This window comes from Haloprofundus halophilus (genome assembly GCF_003439925.1).
Taxonomy (GTDB): Archaea; Halobacteriota; Halobacteria; order Halobacteriales; family Haloferacaceae; genus Haloprofundus; species Haloprofundus halophilus.
This window is the reverse complement of record NZ_QQRR01000002.1, coordinates 91,395-106,919: the sequence shown is the minus strand read 5'-3', so window position 1 is coordinate 106,919 and position 15,525 is coordinate 91,395. Positions and strand designations below refer to the sequence as shown.

General features: G+C 68.0%; 18 protein-coding genes. 6 read left to right on the top strand and 12 right to left on the bottom strand.

Features of this window, described 5'->3' with window-relative positions:
* The first annotated feature begins 3 nt into the window (after positions 1–3).
* On the top strand, positions 4–501 hold the full coding sequence (locus DV709_RS10150; RefSeq protein WP_117594338.1) for a DUF7384 family protein: 498 nt from the start codon (positions 4–6) through the stop codon (positions 499–501).
* A gap of 273 nt (positions 502–774) precedes the next feature.
* On the opposite strand, the gene DV709_RS10145 is transcribed toward DV709_RS10150, so the two are convergent.
* Entirely contained in the window at positions 775–1,401 is a 627-nt protein-coding gene (locus DV709_RS10145; protein WP_117594337.1) for a non-canonical purine NTP pyrophosphatase, read from the bottom strand.
* A 198-nt stretch (positions 1,402–1,599) separates the two neighbouring features.
* Between DV709_RS10145 and DV709_RS10140 the strand changes: the two genes are divergently transcribed.
* Positions 1,600–1,851 (top strand): hypothetical protein, encoded by a 252-nt coding sequence (locus tag DV709_RS10140; protein WP_117594336.1) that lies wholly within the window; start codon positions 1,600–1,602, stop codon positions 1,849–1,851.
* Positions 1,852–1,888: 37 nt separating this feature from the next.
* On the opposite strand, the gene DV709_RS10135 is transcribed toward DV709_RS10140, so the two are convergent.
* From DV709_RS10135 to DV709_RS10100, 8 genes are all read right to left on the bottom strand, one after another.
* Complete coding sequence (locus tag DV709_RS10135) at positions 1,889–2,164, bottom strand: DUF5808 domain-containing protein (RefSeq protein ID WP_117594335.1); 276 nt, start codon at positions 2,162–2,164, stop codon at positions 1,889–1,891.
* Between the two features lie 101 nt (positions 2,165–2,265).
* Positions 2,266–3,861, bottom strand: a complete 1,596-nt coding sequence (locus tag DV709_RS10130) for a bifunctional N(6)-L-threonylcarbamoyladenine synthase/serine/threonine protein kinase (protein WP_117594334.1) — start codon at positions 3,859–3,861, stop codon at positions 2,266–2,268.
* Positions 3,862–3,869: 8 nt separating this feature from the next.
* On the bottom strand, positions 3,870–4,181 hold the full coding sequence (locus DV709_RS10125) for a 30S ribosomal protein S24e (RefSeq protein ID WP_117594333.1): 312 nt from the start codon (positions 4,179–4,181) through the stop codon (positions 3,870–3,872).
* A 90-nt stretch (positions 4,182–4,271) separates the two neighbouring features.
* Positions 4,272–4,802: a GTP-dependent dephospho-CoA kinase family protein gene (locus tag DV709_RS10120; RefSeq protein WP_117594332.1), complete on the bottom strand. Its 531-nt coding sequence runs from the start codon at positions 4,800–4,802 to the stop codon at positions 4,272–4,274.
* Between the two features lie 7 nt (positions 4,803–4,809).
* Entirely contained in the window at positions 4,810–5,007 is a 198-nt protein-coding gene (spt4, locus tag DV709_RS10115) for a transcription elongation factor subunit Spt4 (RefSeq protein WP_117594331.1), read from the bottom strand.
* Positions 5,007–5,579, bottom strand: coding sequence for a DNA-directed RNA polymerase (locus DV709_RS10110; protein ID WP_117594330.1), 573 nt, complete (start codon positions 5,577–5,579; stop codon positions 5,007–5,009). The genes spt4 and DV709_RS10110 overlap by 1 nt, the downstream gene beginning before the upstream one ends.
* A gap of 1 nt (position 5,580) precedes the next feature.
* Positions 5,581–5,955 (bottom strand): twitching motility protein PilT, encoded by a 375-nt coding sequence (locus tag DV709_RS10105; protein ID WP_117595277.1) that lies wholly within the window; start codon positions 5,953–5,955, stop codon positions 5,581–5,583.
* 18 nt (positions 5,956–5,973) lie between these two features.
* Positions 5,974–7,203 carry a translation initiation factor IF-2 subunit gamma gene (locus DV709_RS10100; RefSeq protein WP_117594329.1) on the bottom strand — a complete coding sequence of 410 codons (1,230 nt, stop codon included), beginning with the start codon at positions 7,201–7,203 and terminating at the stop codon, positions 5,974–5,976.
* 217 nt (positions 7,204–7,420) lie between these two features.
* Here DV709_RS10100 and DV709_RS10095 point away from each other — a divergent pair, with 217 nt between their 5' ends.
* Positions 7,421–8,383 (top strand): DUF5787 family protein, encoded by a 963-nt coding sequence (locus DV709_RS10095; protein ID WP_198665696.1) that lies wholly within the window; start codon positions 7,421–7,423, stop codon positions 8,381–8,383.
* A 3-nt stretch (positions 8,384–8,386) separates the two neighbouring features.
* On the opposite strand, the gene DV709_RS10090 is transcribed toward DV709_RS10095, so the two are convergent.
* The gene (locus tag DV709_RS10090) at positions 8,387–9,211 is read right to left on the bottom strand and encodes an MBL fold metallo-hydrolase (protein WP_117594328.1); all 825 of its coding nucleotides are present in this window, start codon (positions 9,209–9,211) and stop codon (positions 8,387–8,389) included.
* Entirely contained in the window at positions 9,211–10,629 is a 1,419-nt protein-coding gene (locus DV709_RS10085) for an ATP-binding protein (protein WP_117594327.1), read from the bottom strand. Before DV709_RS10085 ends, DV709_RS10090 begins: the two co-directional genes overlap by 1 nt.
* 280 nt (positions 10,630–10,909) lie before the next feature.
* Here DV709_RS10085 and DV709_RS10080 point away from each other — a divergent pair, with 280 nt between their 5' ends.
* The 3 genes from DV709_RS10080 (at position 10,910) to DV709_RS10070 (ending at position 13,748) form a co-directional block, all read left to right on the top strand.
* Positions 10,910–12,043, top strand: a complete 1,134-nt coding sequence (locus DV709_RS10080; RefSeq protein WP_117594326.1) for a thiolase family protein — start codon at positions 10,910–10,912, stop codon at positions 12,041–12,043.
* A gap of 238 nt (positions 12,044–12,281) precedes the next feature.
* Positions 12,282–12,950 (top strand): hypothetical protein, encoded by a 669-nt coding sequence (locus DV709_RS10075; protein WP_117594325.1) that lies wholly within the window; start codon positions 12,282–12,284, stop codon positions 12,948–12,950.
* Between the two features lie 129 nt (positions 12,951–13,079).
* On the top strand, positions 13,080–13,748 hold the full coding sequence (locus DV709_RS10070) for a hypothetical protein (RefSeq protein ID WP_117594324.1): 669 nt from the start codon (positions 13,080–13,082) through the stop codon (positions 13,746–13,748).
* A gap of 60 nt (positions 13,749–13,808) precedes the next feature.
* On the opposite strand, the gene DV709_RS10065 is transcribed toward DV709_RS10070, so the two are convergent.
* Positions 13,809–15,500, bottom strand: a complete 1,692-nt coding sequence (locus tag DV709_RS10065; protein WP_117594323.1) for an aldehyde ferredoxin oxidoreductase family protein — start codon at positions 15,498–15,500, stop codon at positions 13,809–13,811.
* Positions 15,501–15,525: the final 25 nt, after the last annotated feature.

Here is a 15,525-nt window from a genome sequence, read left to right as displayed (position 1 = left end):
AGGATGACTGAGCGCGCGGAAGTGACCGAGCGATCCGAGGCGTCTCCCGCGCGCGTCGTCGCCGACGCGGACGTGCTCGCGGCGGACCTGCTCGTCGGCGGCGACTCCCGGCGAGCGCTCGACTGTCTCCGCGAGCACTCGTGGACGACGCTCGTCGCCAGCGACGCGCTGTTGGACGACGCCGAGGCCGTCGTCACCTCGCTGGCGGACGCGGAACTGGCGACCGACTGGCGCGAGAGAGTCGAGACGCTGCGCGAACCGGTCGACCACGCCGACGGCGACCACCCGGCGCTGGGTTCGGCGTACCACGGCGGCGCGATGCACCTCCTGACGCTCGACCCGCGCCTCCAGACGGCGCAGGCGGGCGCGACGCTTCGGAAACGCGTCTCGCTGAGCGTCCGCCACCCGAAGGCGTTCGCGACGCTGTTCGACGCCGCGAGTCTGTATCGGGAAGTCGAAGGCGGCGAGTATCCGGGTCCGGACCGCGACCCGCGGACGTAAGCGGCCGTGGTCGGGACTGTTTGATAGTCGGTGATAGAAAACAGTAGAGCTGTTTTGAACAGGCATCTAAACAGTGTTTTTTCAGATAATGTATCGATTCAGACATTCAAACGCTCAATTCGTTCGCGTTTGAACCTACGTCGGACGCTTCGCGCCCGACGAGGTTTGCTTCGCTAGCGCTCGGCGTACCGCCGAAAATCTTCGATTTTCGAGATTCGCTTCACTACCGTTCAGCGAACCGCCGGAGGACAGAGCCCTCCGAGGCACGCCTCGCTATCGCTCGGCGTACCACTCCCCGAACTTCGCCAGCGCACGCCCCCGATGCGAGATGGCGTTTTTCTCCTCGGTGCTCATCTCGGCCATCGTCTTTCCGTCGTGCTCGAAGATGGGGTCGTAGCCGAACCCGCCCTCGCCGCGCGGGGCGACGAGCCGGCCGCGGACGACACCCTCGAACAGTTTGACGGGCAGAGGTTCGGTCTCCTCGGCGTCTCGCTCCGCGCCCGTCGCGGCGGCGGCGACGCGGTCGTCTCGGTCCACCGGGTCCGGCGACGCCGCGAACGGTTCGCCGTCGCAGTAGGCGAGCACGCAGCGGAACGACGCCTTCCGGTTCTCCTCCTGTTCGCCCAACCGCCAGACGCGGTCGATGCCGACGGTATCCTCGACGTACGAGGAGTACGGACCCGGAAACCCACCGAGGGCGTCGACGAACAGCCCCGCGTCGTCGACGAGGACGGGTTCGCCCACCTGTCGGTACGCCTCGCGCGCGCCGTGAGCCGCGATACGCCCGAGGTCGTCGCTTTGAATCTCCGTGTAGTCGAAGTCGACCTGTCCGACCGACTCGCCGAGGTACGACGTCGCCTCCGCGACTTTCCCCTCGTTCGTCGTCACGTAGTGGAGCATATCCGAGGAGGGGGTCGCCGGTCGCAAAGAGGCGTCGGTCTCGCGAAGCGCCGACCGCACGCGGAGTGTACGCGTAGAGCACACGCGCCGGGAGAAACTGTATTATCGTTTGTCATGGGGCGAGAACTACATAGGACTCGGTATCAGAAGGTAAGAAAAATATCAGGTTTTAAGCCAGTAGGGTCGAACAAGCCGGGTATGTCCGGGGCACGGCAACAGCGCGCTGTGGAGTTGGTGACAGTCAGGAAGGAGATGAACGCGCACGGCGCGATGACCGTCGAGGCAGTCGACTCGAACGCCACGCGCCACATCGCCGAGTACGAGACTTCGCAGTTGCAGTCGACGCTACAGCAACTGCCCGCCGGGGCGTCGGTTCCGCTGGAACTGCGTCCGGTCGGCACGCGCGGCAACGTCTGGCGCGCGACGGGTCTCGCTCGTTCGCGTCAGTGACGACTCGCGGTCCGTCGAAGTGAGAGAAGAGCGCGGTTCAGTCGTCGTCGACGACGACTTCGACCGGTCCGTCGTCCTCGTACTCGGCTTCTTCGCGGCTCTTGCGCTCCTGGAAGAGCAGCACCGCCGCGACCAGCAGGACGACCCACGAGCGCCAGTTGGCGAGGTTGAGCGTGTAGCCCACGCCGAACGGTTTCTTCACCAGCATTCGGTCACCGGGTTGCCAGTACGAAGACAGCATCCGACCGGCGCTCGGGCGCTCGAAGTTGTACGGGACGCCGAACAGTTCGCCGGTCTCGGGTTTGTCGGCCATACGAGAGCGATACACTCGCCTCTGATAAATCGTTTTGGCTGTGTCGTCGCGCGTGCAAATCGCGGCGCGACCCGGTCGATGGGTCAGCGCAACCCGGTCGGTCAGCGATAGCGCCCGCGCGACTCCACGGTGCGGAGGCGCGCGAGCACGTCGTCGCCGCCGGTCTCCGCGTAGCCCGCCTCGAACGCCTCCAGAAGCGGGTCGGGGTCGGCAGCCGTCCCCTCGATGCTCTGTTCGAACACGTGCAGGTCCATCGCGTGGTCCTCGACGTGGCCGGTGTGAAAGCCGAGGCCGAAGTCGATGAGGAACGTCCGACTCTCGCCGACCCGGACGTTCCGCGTCGTCGGGTCGCCGTGGACGATTCCGACGCGGTGCAGCGACGCGAGGGAGCGACCCACGTCGGCGACGGCGTCGGCGTCGAGCGTCGCCGCGAGGTCGGCCTCGCCGACGCGCTGGAACGTGATAGTCGCCTCGCGCACGTCGACGTCCCGAACCAGCGGCGTCGGGACGCCCGCCCGCCGCGCCTCGCTCGTGAGCCGCGCTTCCGCGACCGTCCGCTCGCGGCGGAGCCGCGCGTCGAGTTCGGGGTGGCGGTACGCCTTCGGGACGCGCCGTTTCACGACGCGCTCGCCGTGGAACTCGACGGTCGCTTCCGCGCCCCTGACGGCGCCGTCGTCGTCGACGGCGCGGGCGACCGACTCCGCGTCGCCGCGCCACGTCACCGGCACCTGGTCGGGGCGGAAGTTCGGGTCGATGGCGGATTCGTCGATGGGGACGGTGTCGCCGGCGGCGCACATCTTCGCGCCCAAAACCGCGATCATCCCGGCGTTGTCCCGCAGGAAACGCGGGTCCGGCGCGTAGAACTCCGCGCCGCGTTCCTCGCACATCGACGCCAGCATCTCCCTGAGGCGCCGGTTCTGTCCGACCCCACCGCCCAAGACGAGTTCGTCGGTCCCCGTGAGCGAGAGCGCGCGCTCGGCGACTTCGGTGAGCATGCCGAAGACGTGTTCCTGGAGCGAGAAGCAGATGTCTTCGACCGCCTCGCCGTCGTCAGCGGCCTGCTTGGCGGCGCTCATGATGCCCGAGAAGGAGAAGTCCATCCCCTTCACCGTGTACGGGAGGTCGATGTACTCGCCGTCTGCGGCCGCCCGTTCGACTTTCGGCCCGCCGGGGTGGGTCCAGCCGACGTGTCGGGTGAACTTGTCGATGGCGTTGCCGACGCCGGTGTCCATCGTCTCGCCCAGGACGCGGTAGCGACCGTTGTGGTAGCCGAGCAGGTGGGCGTTCGCCCCCGAGGCGTTGAGACAGACCGGGGAGTCGAAACCGGACTCGTGGCGGCCGATTTCGAGGTGCGCGACCATGTGGTTGACGCCGACCAGCGGCACGTCGAGCGCGCCGGCGAGCGCTCTGGCGGCGGTGCCGACGATGCGGAGACACGGGCCGAGGCCGGGGCCGCGGGAGAACGCAACCGCATCTATCGGAGGGCTCTGTTCCCCACTCGTCGCTTCGGCGCGCTCCAGAACGGTTTCGACGACGCGCGGGATGGCCTCGCTCATGTGTTCGGCCGCCTCGCGCGGGTGAATGCCGCCGCTGTCGGGTTCGTACGGGTCTGATTCGATAAAAGTCTCGTCGCGTTCTGTATCGTGCAACGCGGCGCTGGCGGCCCACGCCGTCCCTTCGATACCCAGAACGCGCACGTCTCAGATTACGCTTCTTCGGCTTCCGCGTCGCCGTCCTCCGCGGTGATCTTGTTGCGTTCGAGCATGTACTCCTGCTCGACGTCGCGGGCGAACTCGGGGCTCTCGTACACTTTCGCGTAGCCGGCGGTCTTGCGCATGCCGAACTTCGTGTCGAGTTCGTGGATGACGACTTCGTCGGAGTTCTTGTCGAGTTTCGCCGCGAGGCTGTCGCGGACCGAGAGGCGCGAGGGCGTCGCCTCGTCGTGGGTCATCGTGAATCGAACGTCCGTTCTGTGCAACATCGGGTTCTCCTCCTCGTCGATGATTTCGATTTCCATAGTTCAGTTGCTCATAAATCCCGGCGAAGCAAGTAAAAGGATTTCGAAGAGAGGGGGAGCGGACGACGGCCGCGAGATGCGAGCCGGGGGTCAGACGCCGAGCGTCTCGAACGCTGCGTCGGAGTCGCCCTCCAACTGCTCCATCAGGTCGCGCGCCTCAGCCTTCGCATCCGGCGTGACGGCCACACCGACCATCCCCTCGTCGGGCTGGCCGTAGACGACGAGCGCGCCGACGGGAGCGACCAAGATAGCGGGGAGCGTCGCCAGGTCCTCTTCGCCCTCGGTGACGACGACGACGGTGTTCTCGTCGCTGTCGACGGCCTCGCGGAGCGCCGCGAGCAACTCCCGAGAGAGCGTCGCCGCCGGGTTCTCGACTTCGATGCGCGGGTTGTCCCCCGAGAGGACGCGGCTGATCTCGTCGCCGACGGCCTCGCGCTTGGTCTTGCCGTCGACGACGGCCACGTCGGGGTCGCGGTCGGCGGTTCGGAGGTGGTAGGTGACGACGTCGCCGACGGCGATAATCGGACCCTCTGCTTCCGAGAGCAGTCGCTCGGCGTCGACGTAGACGGGGCCCAGCGGCTCTTTGAACGCTCCCCGGAGCGCTTCGGGGAGCCGCAGCATCAGCGGCTCACCGGACCTTCAGCGCGTAGCCGCCGGGTTCGTCGACGTTCATCTCGCGGGCGATTTCGCTCTCTTCCGGGTGGGTGATGACGACGTACCCCGCCCAGTCTTCGGTGAGGCTCGACGACCCGCAGTGGTCACAGCTCTGTGAGTCCGGTTCGTTGATGTAGTGGCACTCACGGCAGGCGAGGCGGGGTTTAGCCATCAGTTACCCTCCGTCGTGGCCTGTCGCTCCTCGCGTTCGGCCTGGAGCCAGCCGTGCTTGCCGAGGCCGGGCTGTTTCGCCGTGAGGCCGATCTTCGAGTCGCGCGGGTTGCGCTCGTCGATGCTCTTGGTGACGACGCGGACGCGCACGGAGTCGCCGACGCCGAGCGTGTCCGACGACTCGGTCGACGCCAACTGCTGGTTCTCGCCGTCGTAGGCGAGATACTCGTCCGATATCTGCGAGACGTGCAGCAGTCCGTCGACCGGACCGATACCGACGAACGCGCCGAACTCGACGACTTCGACGACGATGCCGTCGACGACTTCCTGCATGTGGGGGTCGTACGTTATCGCGTCGAACTCCGCCTCGTAGTACACCCCCGGTCGGTTCGGGAGCACCGAGCCGTCGCCGATATCTACCACCTCGGCGATGCTGACGACGCTGCCGACGTCCTCGTCCATCCGTCCTTCCAACTTGTCCTGTAGCAGACGCTTCACCCGTTCGGGCGTCACGTCGGCGAGGTGCCGCGGGGGCACCTCGACCGTGTCCTTGAGTCGTACCCTCTTGTACATGTTATGGTTCTGTGATACTCAGTGTGTTCCGACCCCTTAAACCGATTACCCGAACGCCGCGTTCGAGCAGACGGTCGCGCAGGGGTTGGTCGTTCGTGGCGACGTACTCACAGTCGCCGCGCGCGCCGAGTTCGACCAGCGCGTCGTCGGCGTACGTCGCCTCGGTCTCGACTTGCTGACAGCGGTCGGCCGCCAGATCCGCACCGACGCTCGCCGCGACGCTCTCCTCGCCGTTGCCCGCCGAGAGCGTCTCCAACTCGTCGACGACGGTCTCGGGGACCACGAGGTCGACGGTCCCCGGACCGAACAGTCGGTCGAGTTCGTCGAAGACGCGAACGTCGAGTTCGACGGGCATCATGAGCGCGTTGGTGTCCATGGCGACGACGACCATCCGTTACTCGACGAGCGTTCCGATGCCGATGAGTCGCCAGCGCGCGCCGACGCGGCGGTTGATGGCTATCTTCGCCCCTTCGGCCGCACAGACGGGGCGCTTCAGCGACACCTCGCACTCGTTCTCGCGGGCGCTCGTGACCGCGCCGACGGTCGTCGCGGTGCCGACGGTCAGCATCAGCGGTTCGCCCGTCGAAATCTCGTCGATTTCGTCGTCCCCGCCGACGACGCGTTCGAGCAGGTCGACCTCCATCTCGAACGCCTCGCGGGTCGGCGGCAGCGTGCCGGGCGTCCCGGCGACCTGCCCGGCCAGCGCGTCACCCTTCGTGAGACTCGGGTCGAGACCGGTGCCGACGCCGAGAAGTCCGCCGGGCGTTGCCGTGTCGAGCATCTGACTGCCCGCCTGCAACGAGCGAACCGTCGTCGTGATGGGCTGCCACTCGGACTGGCCGCCCTCTTCGACCTCGCGGCCGGGGCGCAGTTCGATCTCGTCGTCGACGCTGAGCGTCCCGTCGACGAGACTGCCGCCGACGACGCCGCCGGAGAGGTTCTCCCACGTCGTCCCCGGTCGGTTGATGTCGAAACTGCGCGCGACGAACATCCGCGCGTCGTCGCTGTCGGAGCGCTCGGGGGTCGGAATCTCGCGCTCGATGGCGTCGATGAGCAGGTCGAGGTTGACGCCCTGCTGGGCGCTCACCGGGACGATGGGCGCGTCCTCGGCGACGGTTCCCTCGACGAACTCCTTGATCTGTTCGTAGTTCTCGACGGCGCGGTCGCGGTCGACGAGGTCGACCTTGTTCTGTGCGATGACGACGTTCTCGATGCCGATGATGTCGAGCGCCATCAGGTGTTCCTCGGTCTGCGCCTGCGGCACGTCCTCGGTGGCGCTCACGACGAGCACCGCGCCGTCCATCAGCGCCGCGCCCGAGAGCATCGTCGCCATCAGCGTCTCGTGGCCGGGTGCGTCGACGAACGACACCGTGCGAATCGGTTCGCTCGGTTCGCCGTTCTCGCACTCCTCTTCGACCGTGTAACACTCCGGTTCGTCCATACCCGGACAGCGTCGGAACGTCGCGTCGGCGTAGCCCAGGCGGATGGAGATACCGCGTTTCATCTCCTCCGAGTGCTGGTCGGTCCACGACCCGCTGAGCGCCTGCACCAGCGTCGTTTTCCCGTGGTCGACGTGGCCGACGAGTCCGATGTTCACCTCCGGTTGTTGTGTTTGTGTCACCATTGACCTCCTAAGAGCAATCTTGCGAAAGATTCGCCCCGTGCGAGTGATAAAGTTGCTGTTCTCACCGCGGCTGACGGTTCGCGCCGTGTGAACAACTGACTTGGTTTCGGCGCTTCGGCGGCTCTCCGCGGGTCTCCGCCGACTCGTCGGCGGTTCGCCGCGCACCGCGCCGGCGACGACCAGTTCCCTTTTGCCCGCCCGCCGCCTCCGCTCGCCCGTGCAGGAGTTCGGGTTCGAGTTGGCCCTCTGTGCGCATCTCGAAGAGACGACGGACTCGCTCGTCGCCCGACAGCTCGGGGCGGCGGTCGCCTCCCCCGGCAGCCGCATCGTCGACACCGTCCTCGTCGAACCGGGGCCCGAGTTCGACGCGCGGACGCGAATCACCCCGAGCACCATCCCCGCGCTGGCGGTCGAGAGCGCCGCGGGCGTCGGCCGCGCGACGTACTGGAAGGACGCCTTCGACTGCCACCCCGACGTCGCTCGCCGCGTCGCCGACCGCGCCGTCGAACTCGGGTTCTTCGAGCGCGAGCGCCGCGGCGGCCGCGAGTACGTCCGCCGGACGACGCGCTACCCCGACGACTGGTTCTCCCGCCTGGTCGGCATCGAGAACAAACCCGACCTCGGGCGACCGGGCGACCTCGAACGACAACTCAGGACGGACGTGAGTCTCGCGCTGTTCGACGAGGTGGTGCTCGCCACCGAGAGCTACGTGACGCGCGCGCATCTCAACCGAATCCCCGAGGAGGTCGGCGTCTGGCGCTTCGACCCCGACAGCGGCGAGCGCGAGGTCGTCCGCGAGGCGGCGACACTCTCCGTCGCCGACCCCGGCGTCGAACTGCTCGACGAGCGGCCGCTCCGGACGGACGTGGCCGTCGTCGGCGCGGGCGAGAAAGCGCGGAAGCGGCGGCGAATCGCCGAACGCGCGTACGGGAAGGGGTGGCGGAGCTACGACCTGCCCGCCTGTGCCCGGATGAACCTCACCGACGACGGGCGACCCTACTGCGAGCACTTCGGACGCGTCGTCGACCCCGGCAGCGACTGCGGCGAGTCGTGTCCGGGGTTCGAGGCGAGCGACCCGTCGGAACCGGGGTTGGACGCGATCCGCGCCGAGCGCTCGCCGTGGGTCCGGGAACCCTCGGGTGTCGCGCGGCGACAGAGCGGGTTAGACCAGTTCGGGTGAGAGCTACAACACGTACTGCTCGCCGTCGACCGCCAGCGGTTCCTCGAACGCCTCGTCGGCCGGGTAGAAGTGCGAAGTGTGGACCAAACGAGTCTGCTTCGCGCGCAGCTCCTCGGCCATCGAGAGCGCGCCCTCGCGGGTCATGTGTTTGTGGCCGAACGTCCGCGGGACGCCCTCCTCGTCGCGGTGGCGGCCGCCGGCCGGGTGGTGTTCGCAGAGCGCCGCCGGGACGATAGCGTCGGCGAGAAAGAGGTCCGGGCCGGCGAGCGCCGCGCGCGAGTCCTCGGGGACGTCGTAGCTCGTATCGCCCGACAGCGAGAGCTTCGCACCCGTCTCGGGGTCGGAGACGACGAGTCCGTAGCAGAGCAGCGGCGGATGGTCGACGGGGACGAGCGTCACGTCGAAGCCACAGACGCGAAACGACTCGAACGGCGTCACGGCGTGGACGGTGATTCGGTCGAGGTAGTCGAACTTCGAGCGGACCGTCTCGGCGACGCTCTCGCCCGTCTTCGGGTCGGTCTCGTCGGCGGCGTACACCGGGAGGTCGTCGAAGATTCGGTAGGCGTTGCCGAGGCCGTCGAGGTGGTCGAAGTGGATGTGGGTGACGACCAGCGCGTCGGGCAGCGGCACGTCGTGGGAGAGAAACTGGCTTCGGAAGTCGGGGCTGGCGTCGACGAGCAGCGCCTCGCCGGTCCGCTCGTTCTGGACGTGAACCGAAAAGCGCGAGCGTTCGACCCCCCGTTCGCGCGCCGCCCGGCAGGTGTCGCAGTCGCACCCGACGGTGGGCGTGCCCGTCGTGTCGCCGGTTCCGAGGAGGGTGACGCGCATCAGTGCTGATGGTCGTGCGCGTGATCGTGGTCGTCGCCGTGGTCCGAGGCGTCCGACGACTCGCCGTTGCCCGCGATGAGCGAGTCGGAGTCGCTGTCCATCATGTCCATGTTCTTCAGGTTGTCCCGCTCCTCGAAGTCGGCGACCGCGTCGAGGATGTCGTCCTGCGTGAGCGACATCCGCTCCTCGGTCAGTGCTTCCAAGACGGCCTCGCGGAGGACGAGTCGGAGGTCGCTCCCGGTGAGGCCCTCGGTTCTGTCGGCGACCGATTCGGGGTCGAACTCGGCGATATCCATCCGCTGCGTGATGACGCGGAGGATGTCCGCGCGCATCTGCCGGTCGGGTTTCGGGAAGTTGACGATCTCGTCGAAGCGCCGCCACGCCGCCGCGTCGAGCTGGTCGGGGTGGTTCGTCGCCCCGATGAGCAGCACGTCGTCGCGGATGAGCGAGATGTCGTCGATGCTCTTCAGCAGGGTGTTGACCGCGCGCTTGAGCGCCGCGTGCTCGTCGCTGCGGCGGGTTTTGGCGACGGAGTCGAACTCGTCGATGAAGAGGATGCACGGCGAGAGCCGCTTTGCGACCTCGAACGTCTTCTCGACGTTCTTCGCCGTCTCGCCGAGGTACTGCGAGGTGATCATCGAGAGTTTGACCTCGACGAACGGGAGACCGAGTTCGTGCGCGAGAGCGCGTGAGATAGTGGTTTTACCGGTTCCTGGCGGGCCAACGAACAGCAGTTTTCCGATCTCGCGGAGGCCGATCTCGGCGAGGTAGTCGCGGTGTTCGATGGCTTTGACGATCTTGCTGATCTCGCCCTCCTGGTCGCTCGTGAGCACGAGGTCATCGAGCGTCATCTCTATCTCCTCGGGCGCGCGGACGTGGACGAGGTCGAGCATCTCGGCGTCGCCCTCCTCGTCGTCGGTGTCGAAGTACGCCTCCAGCAGGCTGTCGATCCAGACGCGGTCGGCGTGGATGGGGCGGTTCTGCTCGCGGGCCTCCTCGTGGGTCACGTCGATGCCGTCGCGGCCTTCCGCGACGAACGCGAGCGTCGGATTCGTGACGAGGCGGTCGCGGTCGGCGCGTTTGAGGTACCACTCCAGCGCCATCTCCGGTTGGGTGAACGAGAGCGTGCCGGAGAACTCCGTCCGGTCGGTGAACAACAGGTCCGAGACCGCCTCCCAGGGACGTTCGACGCCGGTGGCCGTCCGGGCGTCGGTCTCGGTGACCGAGAGCGGGCGTTCGACGCCGCCGAGGGGTTCGACCTCCGCGGAGTCGGTGTCGGTGTCGGTGTCCCCGTCGCGCTCGGCCCAGAAGACGCGCCGATAGCGTGGCGGGAGGTCGTTCTCGTCCAACTCCCGGTTTTCGTTGTACACGTGGGCCGTGAGAAGGAATTCGACGACTTCGAGAGCCGGGGTGCTCATCCCCGAGAATTAGCTGCCAGAGAATCTTAATACCGTCGAACCGGCGCGAACGCCCCACTCGCGAGCGACACCGACCGTCGGTCCCCGACCGCGCGTCCGCCGATAGCGACGCGTCGGCCGACGGCGTCGGCGCGGAAGTCGTCGACGGCGACGCGGAAGTCGTCAGTGCGCTCGGCGAGCGTTCGAGCCGCGACGACGCCGCAACGGACGCCGGATAAACTCGGTTTCTCCGGCCCCCGGTTCTCCCACGTTTATCAGGATAGACCCCGGATGGGCAGGTATGCCAACACCAGTCATCGCGGCCGCGCGGCGGACCGCACAGGGCAAGGGCGGCGGCGTCTTCGAGGACGTCCGCAGCGAAGACCTCTCGGTTCCGCTCATCGACACCATCCTCGACGAGACGGGACTCTCCGGCGACGACATCGACGACCTGATGTGGGGCGTCGCCCAACAGCGCGGCGAGCAGGACAACAACGTCGCCCGCGTCATCGCGCTGCTCTCGGAACTCGGCGAGAACACGCCGGCGACGAGCATCAACCGCTGGTGCGCGTCCTCGATGCAGGCCATCATCAGCGCCAGCGACGCCGTCGCCGCGGGCAACCGCGACGCCATCATCGCCGGCGGCGTCGAGAACATGTCGCGGGTGCCGATGGACGGCGACTCCTACCAGCACCTCCACCCGGAGCTCTCCGAGCGGTACAACATCTTCCAACTCCAGATGGGGATGACCGCCGAGAAAGTCGCCGAGGAGTACGGCGTCAGCCGCGAGGAACAGGACGAGTACGCGCTCCGCAGCCACGAGCGAGCGGCGGCGGCCACCGACGAAGGCTACTTCGACGACCAGATCGTCCCCATCGAGACCGAGGACGGCGTCGTCGACGAGGACGAGGGGATTCGCCGCGACACGTCGCTGGAGACGCTCGCGGACCTGCCGCCGGCGTTCACCGGCGACGGCACCGTGACGGCGGGCAACTCCTCGCAGATTTCGGACGGGGCGGCGGCGACGCTCGTCACCAGCCGCGAGTTCGCCGAGGACCACGGCCTCGACGTGCTGGCGGAAATCGGCACCAACGCCGTCGCGGGCGTCGACCCGACGGTGATGGGCATCGGCCCGGTCCCGGCGACGCGGAACCTCCTCGAACGTAACGGTCGCTCCATCGACGACTACGACCTCGTCGAACTGAACGAGGCGTTCGCCTCGCAGGCGGTCTACGCCCGGGGCGAACTCGGCATCGACGAGGAGAAGTACAACGTCAACGGCGGCGCAATCGCGGTCGGTCACCCGCTGGGAGCGAGCGGCGCTCGCCTCCCCGTGGCGCTCGTCCACGAGATGATTCGCCGCGACGTCGACCGCGGACTGGCGACGCTCTGCGTCGGCTTCGGTCAGGGCGCGGCCATCGAGTTCTCGCGGTAGACCACAGGGGCGAAGCGCGAGCGAGCGGGTGCGGGCCGAGGAGGGTCCGACCGGACGGAAGGCCCCGACGGCGGCTTTTGTTCGAGCTTTTTCCGAGCGACCGAGCGTCAGCGAGGGAGCGAAGCGAAAAAGGTCGTCGCGTCAGGGCGCGGCCATCGAGTTCTCGCGGTAGACGGCGGAGAGTGGAGCGTCGCTGCCGACGCTTGATTTTTACGGCTGGGCGTTGCCCTCCGAGGCGATGGCTCGCAACGATACGTCAGGGCGTGCGGAGACGACTCGTCGAGGACTGCTACGCGCCGCGGGCGTCTCCGTCGCCGGACTCGCGGCGACGAGCGTGCCCGCCGCCGTCGGGTCCGCGCAGACGGTGACGACGACGGCGGCGATCTCGGGCGACGCGCCGACGTTCAGCGGCACCGACTACACCGGACTGTTCGTTCACGTTCGAGGCGTCTCGAACGACCAGAGCGTCTCCAGGCTCGACAGCTGCGACTTCTTCGGCGGCGACGACGAGGCCATCGTCTACATCGTCCGCCTCATCGACCGCACCGCTGACGACCACCCGAGCGAGGAGACGCTGCTCTACGCCGTCGAGGGGACCGACGAGCTCGGCGTCGGAAACCTCTACGTGGTGAGCAACCAGCAGTCCTGCGGCGGTCCGCTCGTCGAACTCGAACTCGAATCCGTCGGTGCCAGTACCATAAACGTCTCTACCGGTGACGGTGGCGGCGCGGCCACCGAGAGCGGCTCCGGCGAGGAGTCGACGGCGACGGGCGGTGAAGACACGGCCGACGATGGGGAGACGACGGGGTCGACGGAGACGACGACGCCCGGCTTCGGACCGCTTGCTGCCGCCGCGGGTCTCGGCGGCGCGGCCCTCTGGTTCGGCCGCTCCACCGACCGCGAGTAGTCGCACAGTCACGTCGTCGCACCGTCGCGTCGTCGCGTCACCACATCACCGCGCTGTCATCCGCGTTCGCCCGCCGTGAGAGAAGTGATATCGTTTATTGGGGTGGCGTCGGTCTCTGCTCGTATCAGAATGTCGGAGGCTGACGAGACGGCGGTCGGCGTGACGCGGCGAGAGCTGGTCCGCGCCGCCGCGTCGGGGTCGGGGACGACGACTGTCGGACCGGCGTTCGTGGTGAATCCGGACGAACGACAGGGAGAGACGGTCACGGCCGAGGTGGCGGCGGGTTCGGAGCCGACGCCCGAGGCAGCGGTGGGGTCGGGGCCGACGCCCGAGGTGGCGACGGGGCCAGAGCCGACATCCGAGGGAGCCGACTACACCGGCCGGTTGGTGCACGTCGTCGGCCGGGTCGCGGAGACCGACACCGACGCCGCCTCCGGGGGACAAAGTCGTTCGGTCGACGGAGACGTTCGACGGTACGAAGTCGTGGTCGTCGACCCCGCCGCGGGAGGTGTTCGAGCGACCCGCGTCGACCTGCTCGTTCTCGGACCGTCGACGCTCCGAACCGGGTCGCTGTTCGCCGTCGAGAACCACCGCCGCGAAGGCGGTCGGACGCGGTTGAGCCTCGAACGAATCAGCGCGAGCCGGGGGGCCTCGAATCTCTCGGAGACCGCACACGCCGCCGTCGATTCGTCCGTCGAGCGTCGCGGAGCGACGACCGCCGGCGTCGGTGCGGTGTCGACGCTCGTCGGTCTCGCCGCGGTGGTGTACGCGTTCGGTCGGCGAATGAGCGGTCGCTGACCGTCGCGGCGTCTCAGTCGGCGGATGAACGGTCGCTGACCGTCGCGGCACCGTCGCGCCTCAGTCGTCTGCGGAGGTCGGGTCGGACGAACCGGCCGAGTCGACCGCGCCGGGAACGGTTCCGTCGGCGTTCCACCCTCGGACCTCGTAGTACTCGTCGAGCGCGGCGTCGAAGTCGGGGAGGTCGTACGGGACCGCGTCGTCGTCGCGGTCGAAGCCGCGGGCGTTGTTGAACGCGCGTTCGAGTTCGACGACGCGCGCGCCGATCTCTCGAAGTTCGTCGTACGGCGCGTCGAGCAGCGTCGAGAGTCGCTCCGGCGAGAGGAAGTCGCGGGAGAACTTGCAGGCGACGGCGCTGTCGAGCACCGCGTTGTGGTTCTCCTTCTCGACGACCAGCGGCGCTTTCCCGTCGAGTCCGTCGGGGTCGACCGCCTGGTCGCGGGGGACCAGCGGGTACTCCTTGGCGTAGAACTCGGCGTACATGTGGTCCGCGCCGCGGTTCGAGGTGGCGAACGCGAGGCCCTGTCCGTTGAGGTGGCGACCGTCGTGGGCGGGGAACTCCATCCCCTTCGCGCTCCAGTTCTCGACGCCCAGTTCCTCGTGGACGCGGGCGACGCCCTCCGCGAGCGTGTCGCCGACTCCCTCGCGGTAGGCGATCCGCTCGACCAGTTCGTGGACGAGGTCGGCGTCGCCGAAGGCGTCCTCGCTGGCGAGGTACGCCGAGACGGTGTCGCCGCAGGAGATAGTGTCCATCCCGAGTTCGTCGCACAGTCTGTTCGACTTCATCACGGCGACGAGGTCCGAAACCCCGGCGTTCGCGCCGAACGCCATCACCGTCTCGTACTCGGGACCCTCGGTTTCCAGGCCGCTCTCCTCGTCGCGGGTCGGCAGTTTGCAGGCGAACGCGCAGGCCGAGCAAGTGCCGCGCTTGTACTTCTTCTCGGCGACGGCGTCGCCGCCGATGGCTTCCGCGCCTTCGAAGGAGAGCTCCGAGAAGTAGCGCGTTGGCAACGCGCCGACCTGGCTCGCGTACTCGGTCATCCCGGCGGTCCCCGACCGCTTCATCGGGTGGTCGGCGGTCGCCGCCTCGCGGTGGATCTCCGCGGTCACGTCCGCGAGGTCGAGCGTCGACTCCGCGTCGCCGTCGAACGTGACGAGTTTCACGTTCTTCGCGCCGAGCACCGCGCCGAGGCCGCCGCGACCGAACGCGCGGCTCTCGGAGGTCATGATGGAGGCGAAGCGGACGCGGTTCTCGCCCGCCGGGCCGACGCAGAGCACGTGGTCCGAGCCGAGTCCGTGCGTCTCCTCGACGTAGTCGGAGACCTCGGAGGTCGTCGCCTCGACGAGTTCGGGCACCGCCTCGAACTCGACGCCCGCGTCGGTGACGTGGACGGCGAGCAGTTCGTCGCTCGCGCCGGTCACCTCGACGGCGGCGTAGCCCGCAGCCACGAAGTTCCGCGAGAGGAACCCGCCGGCGTTCGAGGAGAGCAGGCCGTCGGTGAGCGGCGAGAGACCCGTCGCGCTCATCCGACCGGTGAAGCTCATCTGCGAGTGCTGCAGCGGACCGGTGGCGAAGAGGACGCTGTTCTCGGGCCCGAACGGGTCGGCGTCGGTCGGGACGCGGTCGGACGCGAGTTTCGTGCAGACGCCCCGGCCGCCGACGAACGAGTCGAGCACGTCGTCCACGTCGATTCGCTCGGCGGTCCGTTCCCCGACGTCGATGGAGAGCAGCGGTCCCTGTACGTGGTGCATACGCCCCGGTTTCGTGGACACTCCG

Excerpts from the sequence above, each read along its gene's own strand:
- spt4 (WP_117594331.1), bottom strand. The coding sequence starts at position 5,007 with ATGGCTAAACCCCGCCTCGCCTGCCGTGAGTGCCACTACATCAACGAA.
- DV709_RS10125 (WP_117594333.1), bottom strand. The coding sequence starts at position 4,181 with ATGGAAATCGAAATCATCGACGAGGAGGAGAACCCGATGTTGCACAGA.
- DV709_RS10120 (WP_117594332.1), bottom strand. The coding sequence starts at position 4,802 with ATGCTGCGGCTCCCCGAAGCGCTCCGGGGAGCGTTCAAAGAGCCGCTG.
- DV709_RS10135 (WP_117594335.1), bottom strand. The coding sequence starts at position 2,164 with ATGGCCGACAAACCCGAGACCGGCGAACTGTTCGGCGTCCCGTACAAC.
- DV709_RS10075 (WP_117594325.1), top strand. The coding sequence starts at position 12,282 with ATGGCTCGCAACGATACGTCAGGGCGTGCGGAGACGACTCGTCGAGGA.
- DV709_RS10090 (WP_117594328.1), bottom strand. The coding sequence starts at position 9,211 with ATGCGCGTCACCCTCCTCGGAACCGGCGACACGACGGGCACGCCCACC.
- DV709_RS10105 (WP_117595277.1), bottom strand. The coding sequence starts at position 5,955 with ATGGACACCAACGCGCTCATGATGCCCGTCGAACTCGACGTTCGCGTC.
- DV709_RS10150 (WP_117594338.1), top strand. The coding sequence starts at position 4 with ATGACTGAGCGCGCGGAAGTGACCGAGCGATCCGAGGCGTCTCCCGCG.
- DV709_RS10080 (WP_117594326.1), top strand. The coding sequence starts at position 10,910 with ATGCCAACACCAGTCATCGCGGCCGCGCGGCGGACCGCACAGGGCAAG.
- DV709_RS10085 (WP_117594327.1), bottom strand. The coding sequence starts at position 10,629 with ATGAGCACCCCGGCTCTCGAAGTCGTCGAATTCCTTCTCACGGCCCAC.
- DV709_RS10140 (WP_117594336.1), top strand. The coding sequence starts at position 1,600 with ATGTCCGGGGCACGGCAACAGCGCGCTGTGGAGTTGGTGACAGTCAGG.
- DV709_RS10065 (WP_117594323.1), bottom strand. The coding sequence starts at position 15,500 with ATGCACCACGTACAGGGACCGCTGCTCTCCATCGACGTCGGGGAACGG.
- DV709_RS10145 (WP_117594337.1), bottom strand. The coding sequence starts at position 1,401 with ATGCTCCACTACGTGACGACGAACGAGGGGAAAGTCGCGGAGGCGACG.
- DV709_RS10100 (WP_117594329.1), bottom strand. The coding sequence starts at position 7,203 with ATGGTGACACAAACACAACAACCGGAGGTGAACATCGGACTCGTCGGC.
- DV709_RS10070 (WP_117594324.1), top strand. The coding sequence starts at position 13,080 with ATGTCGGAGGCTGACGAGACGGCGGTCGGCGTGACGCGGCGAGAGCTG.
- DV709_RS10110 (WP_117594330.1), bottom strand. The coding sequence starts at position 5,579 with ATGTACAAGAGGGTACGACTCAAGGACACGGTCGAGGTGCCCCCGCGG.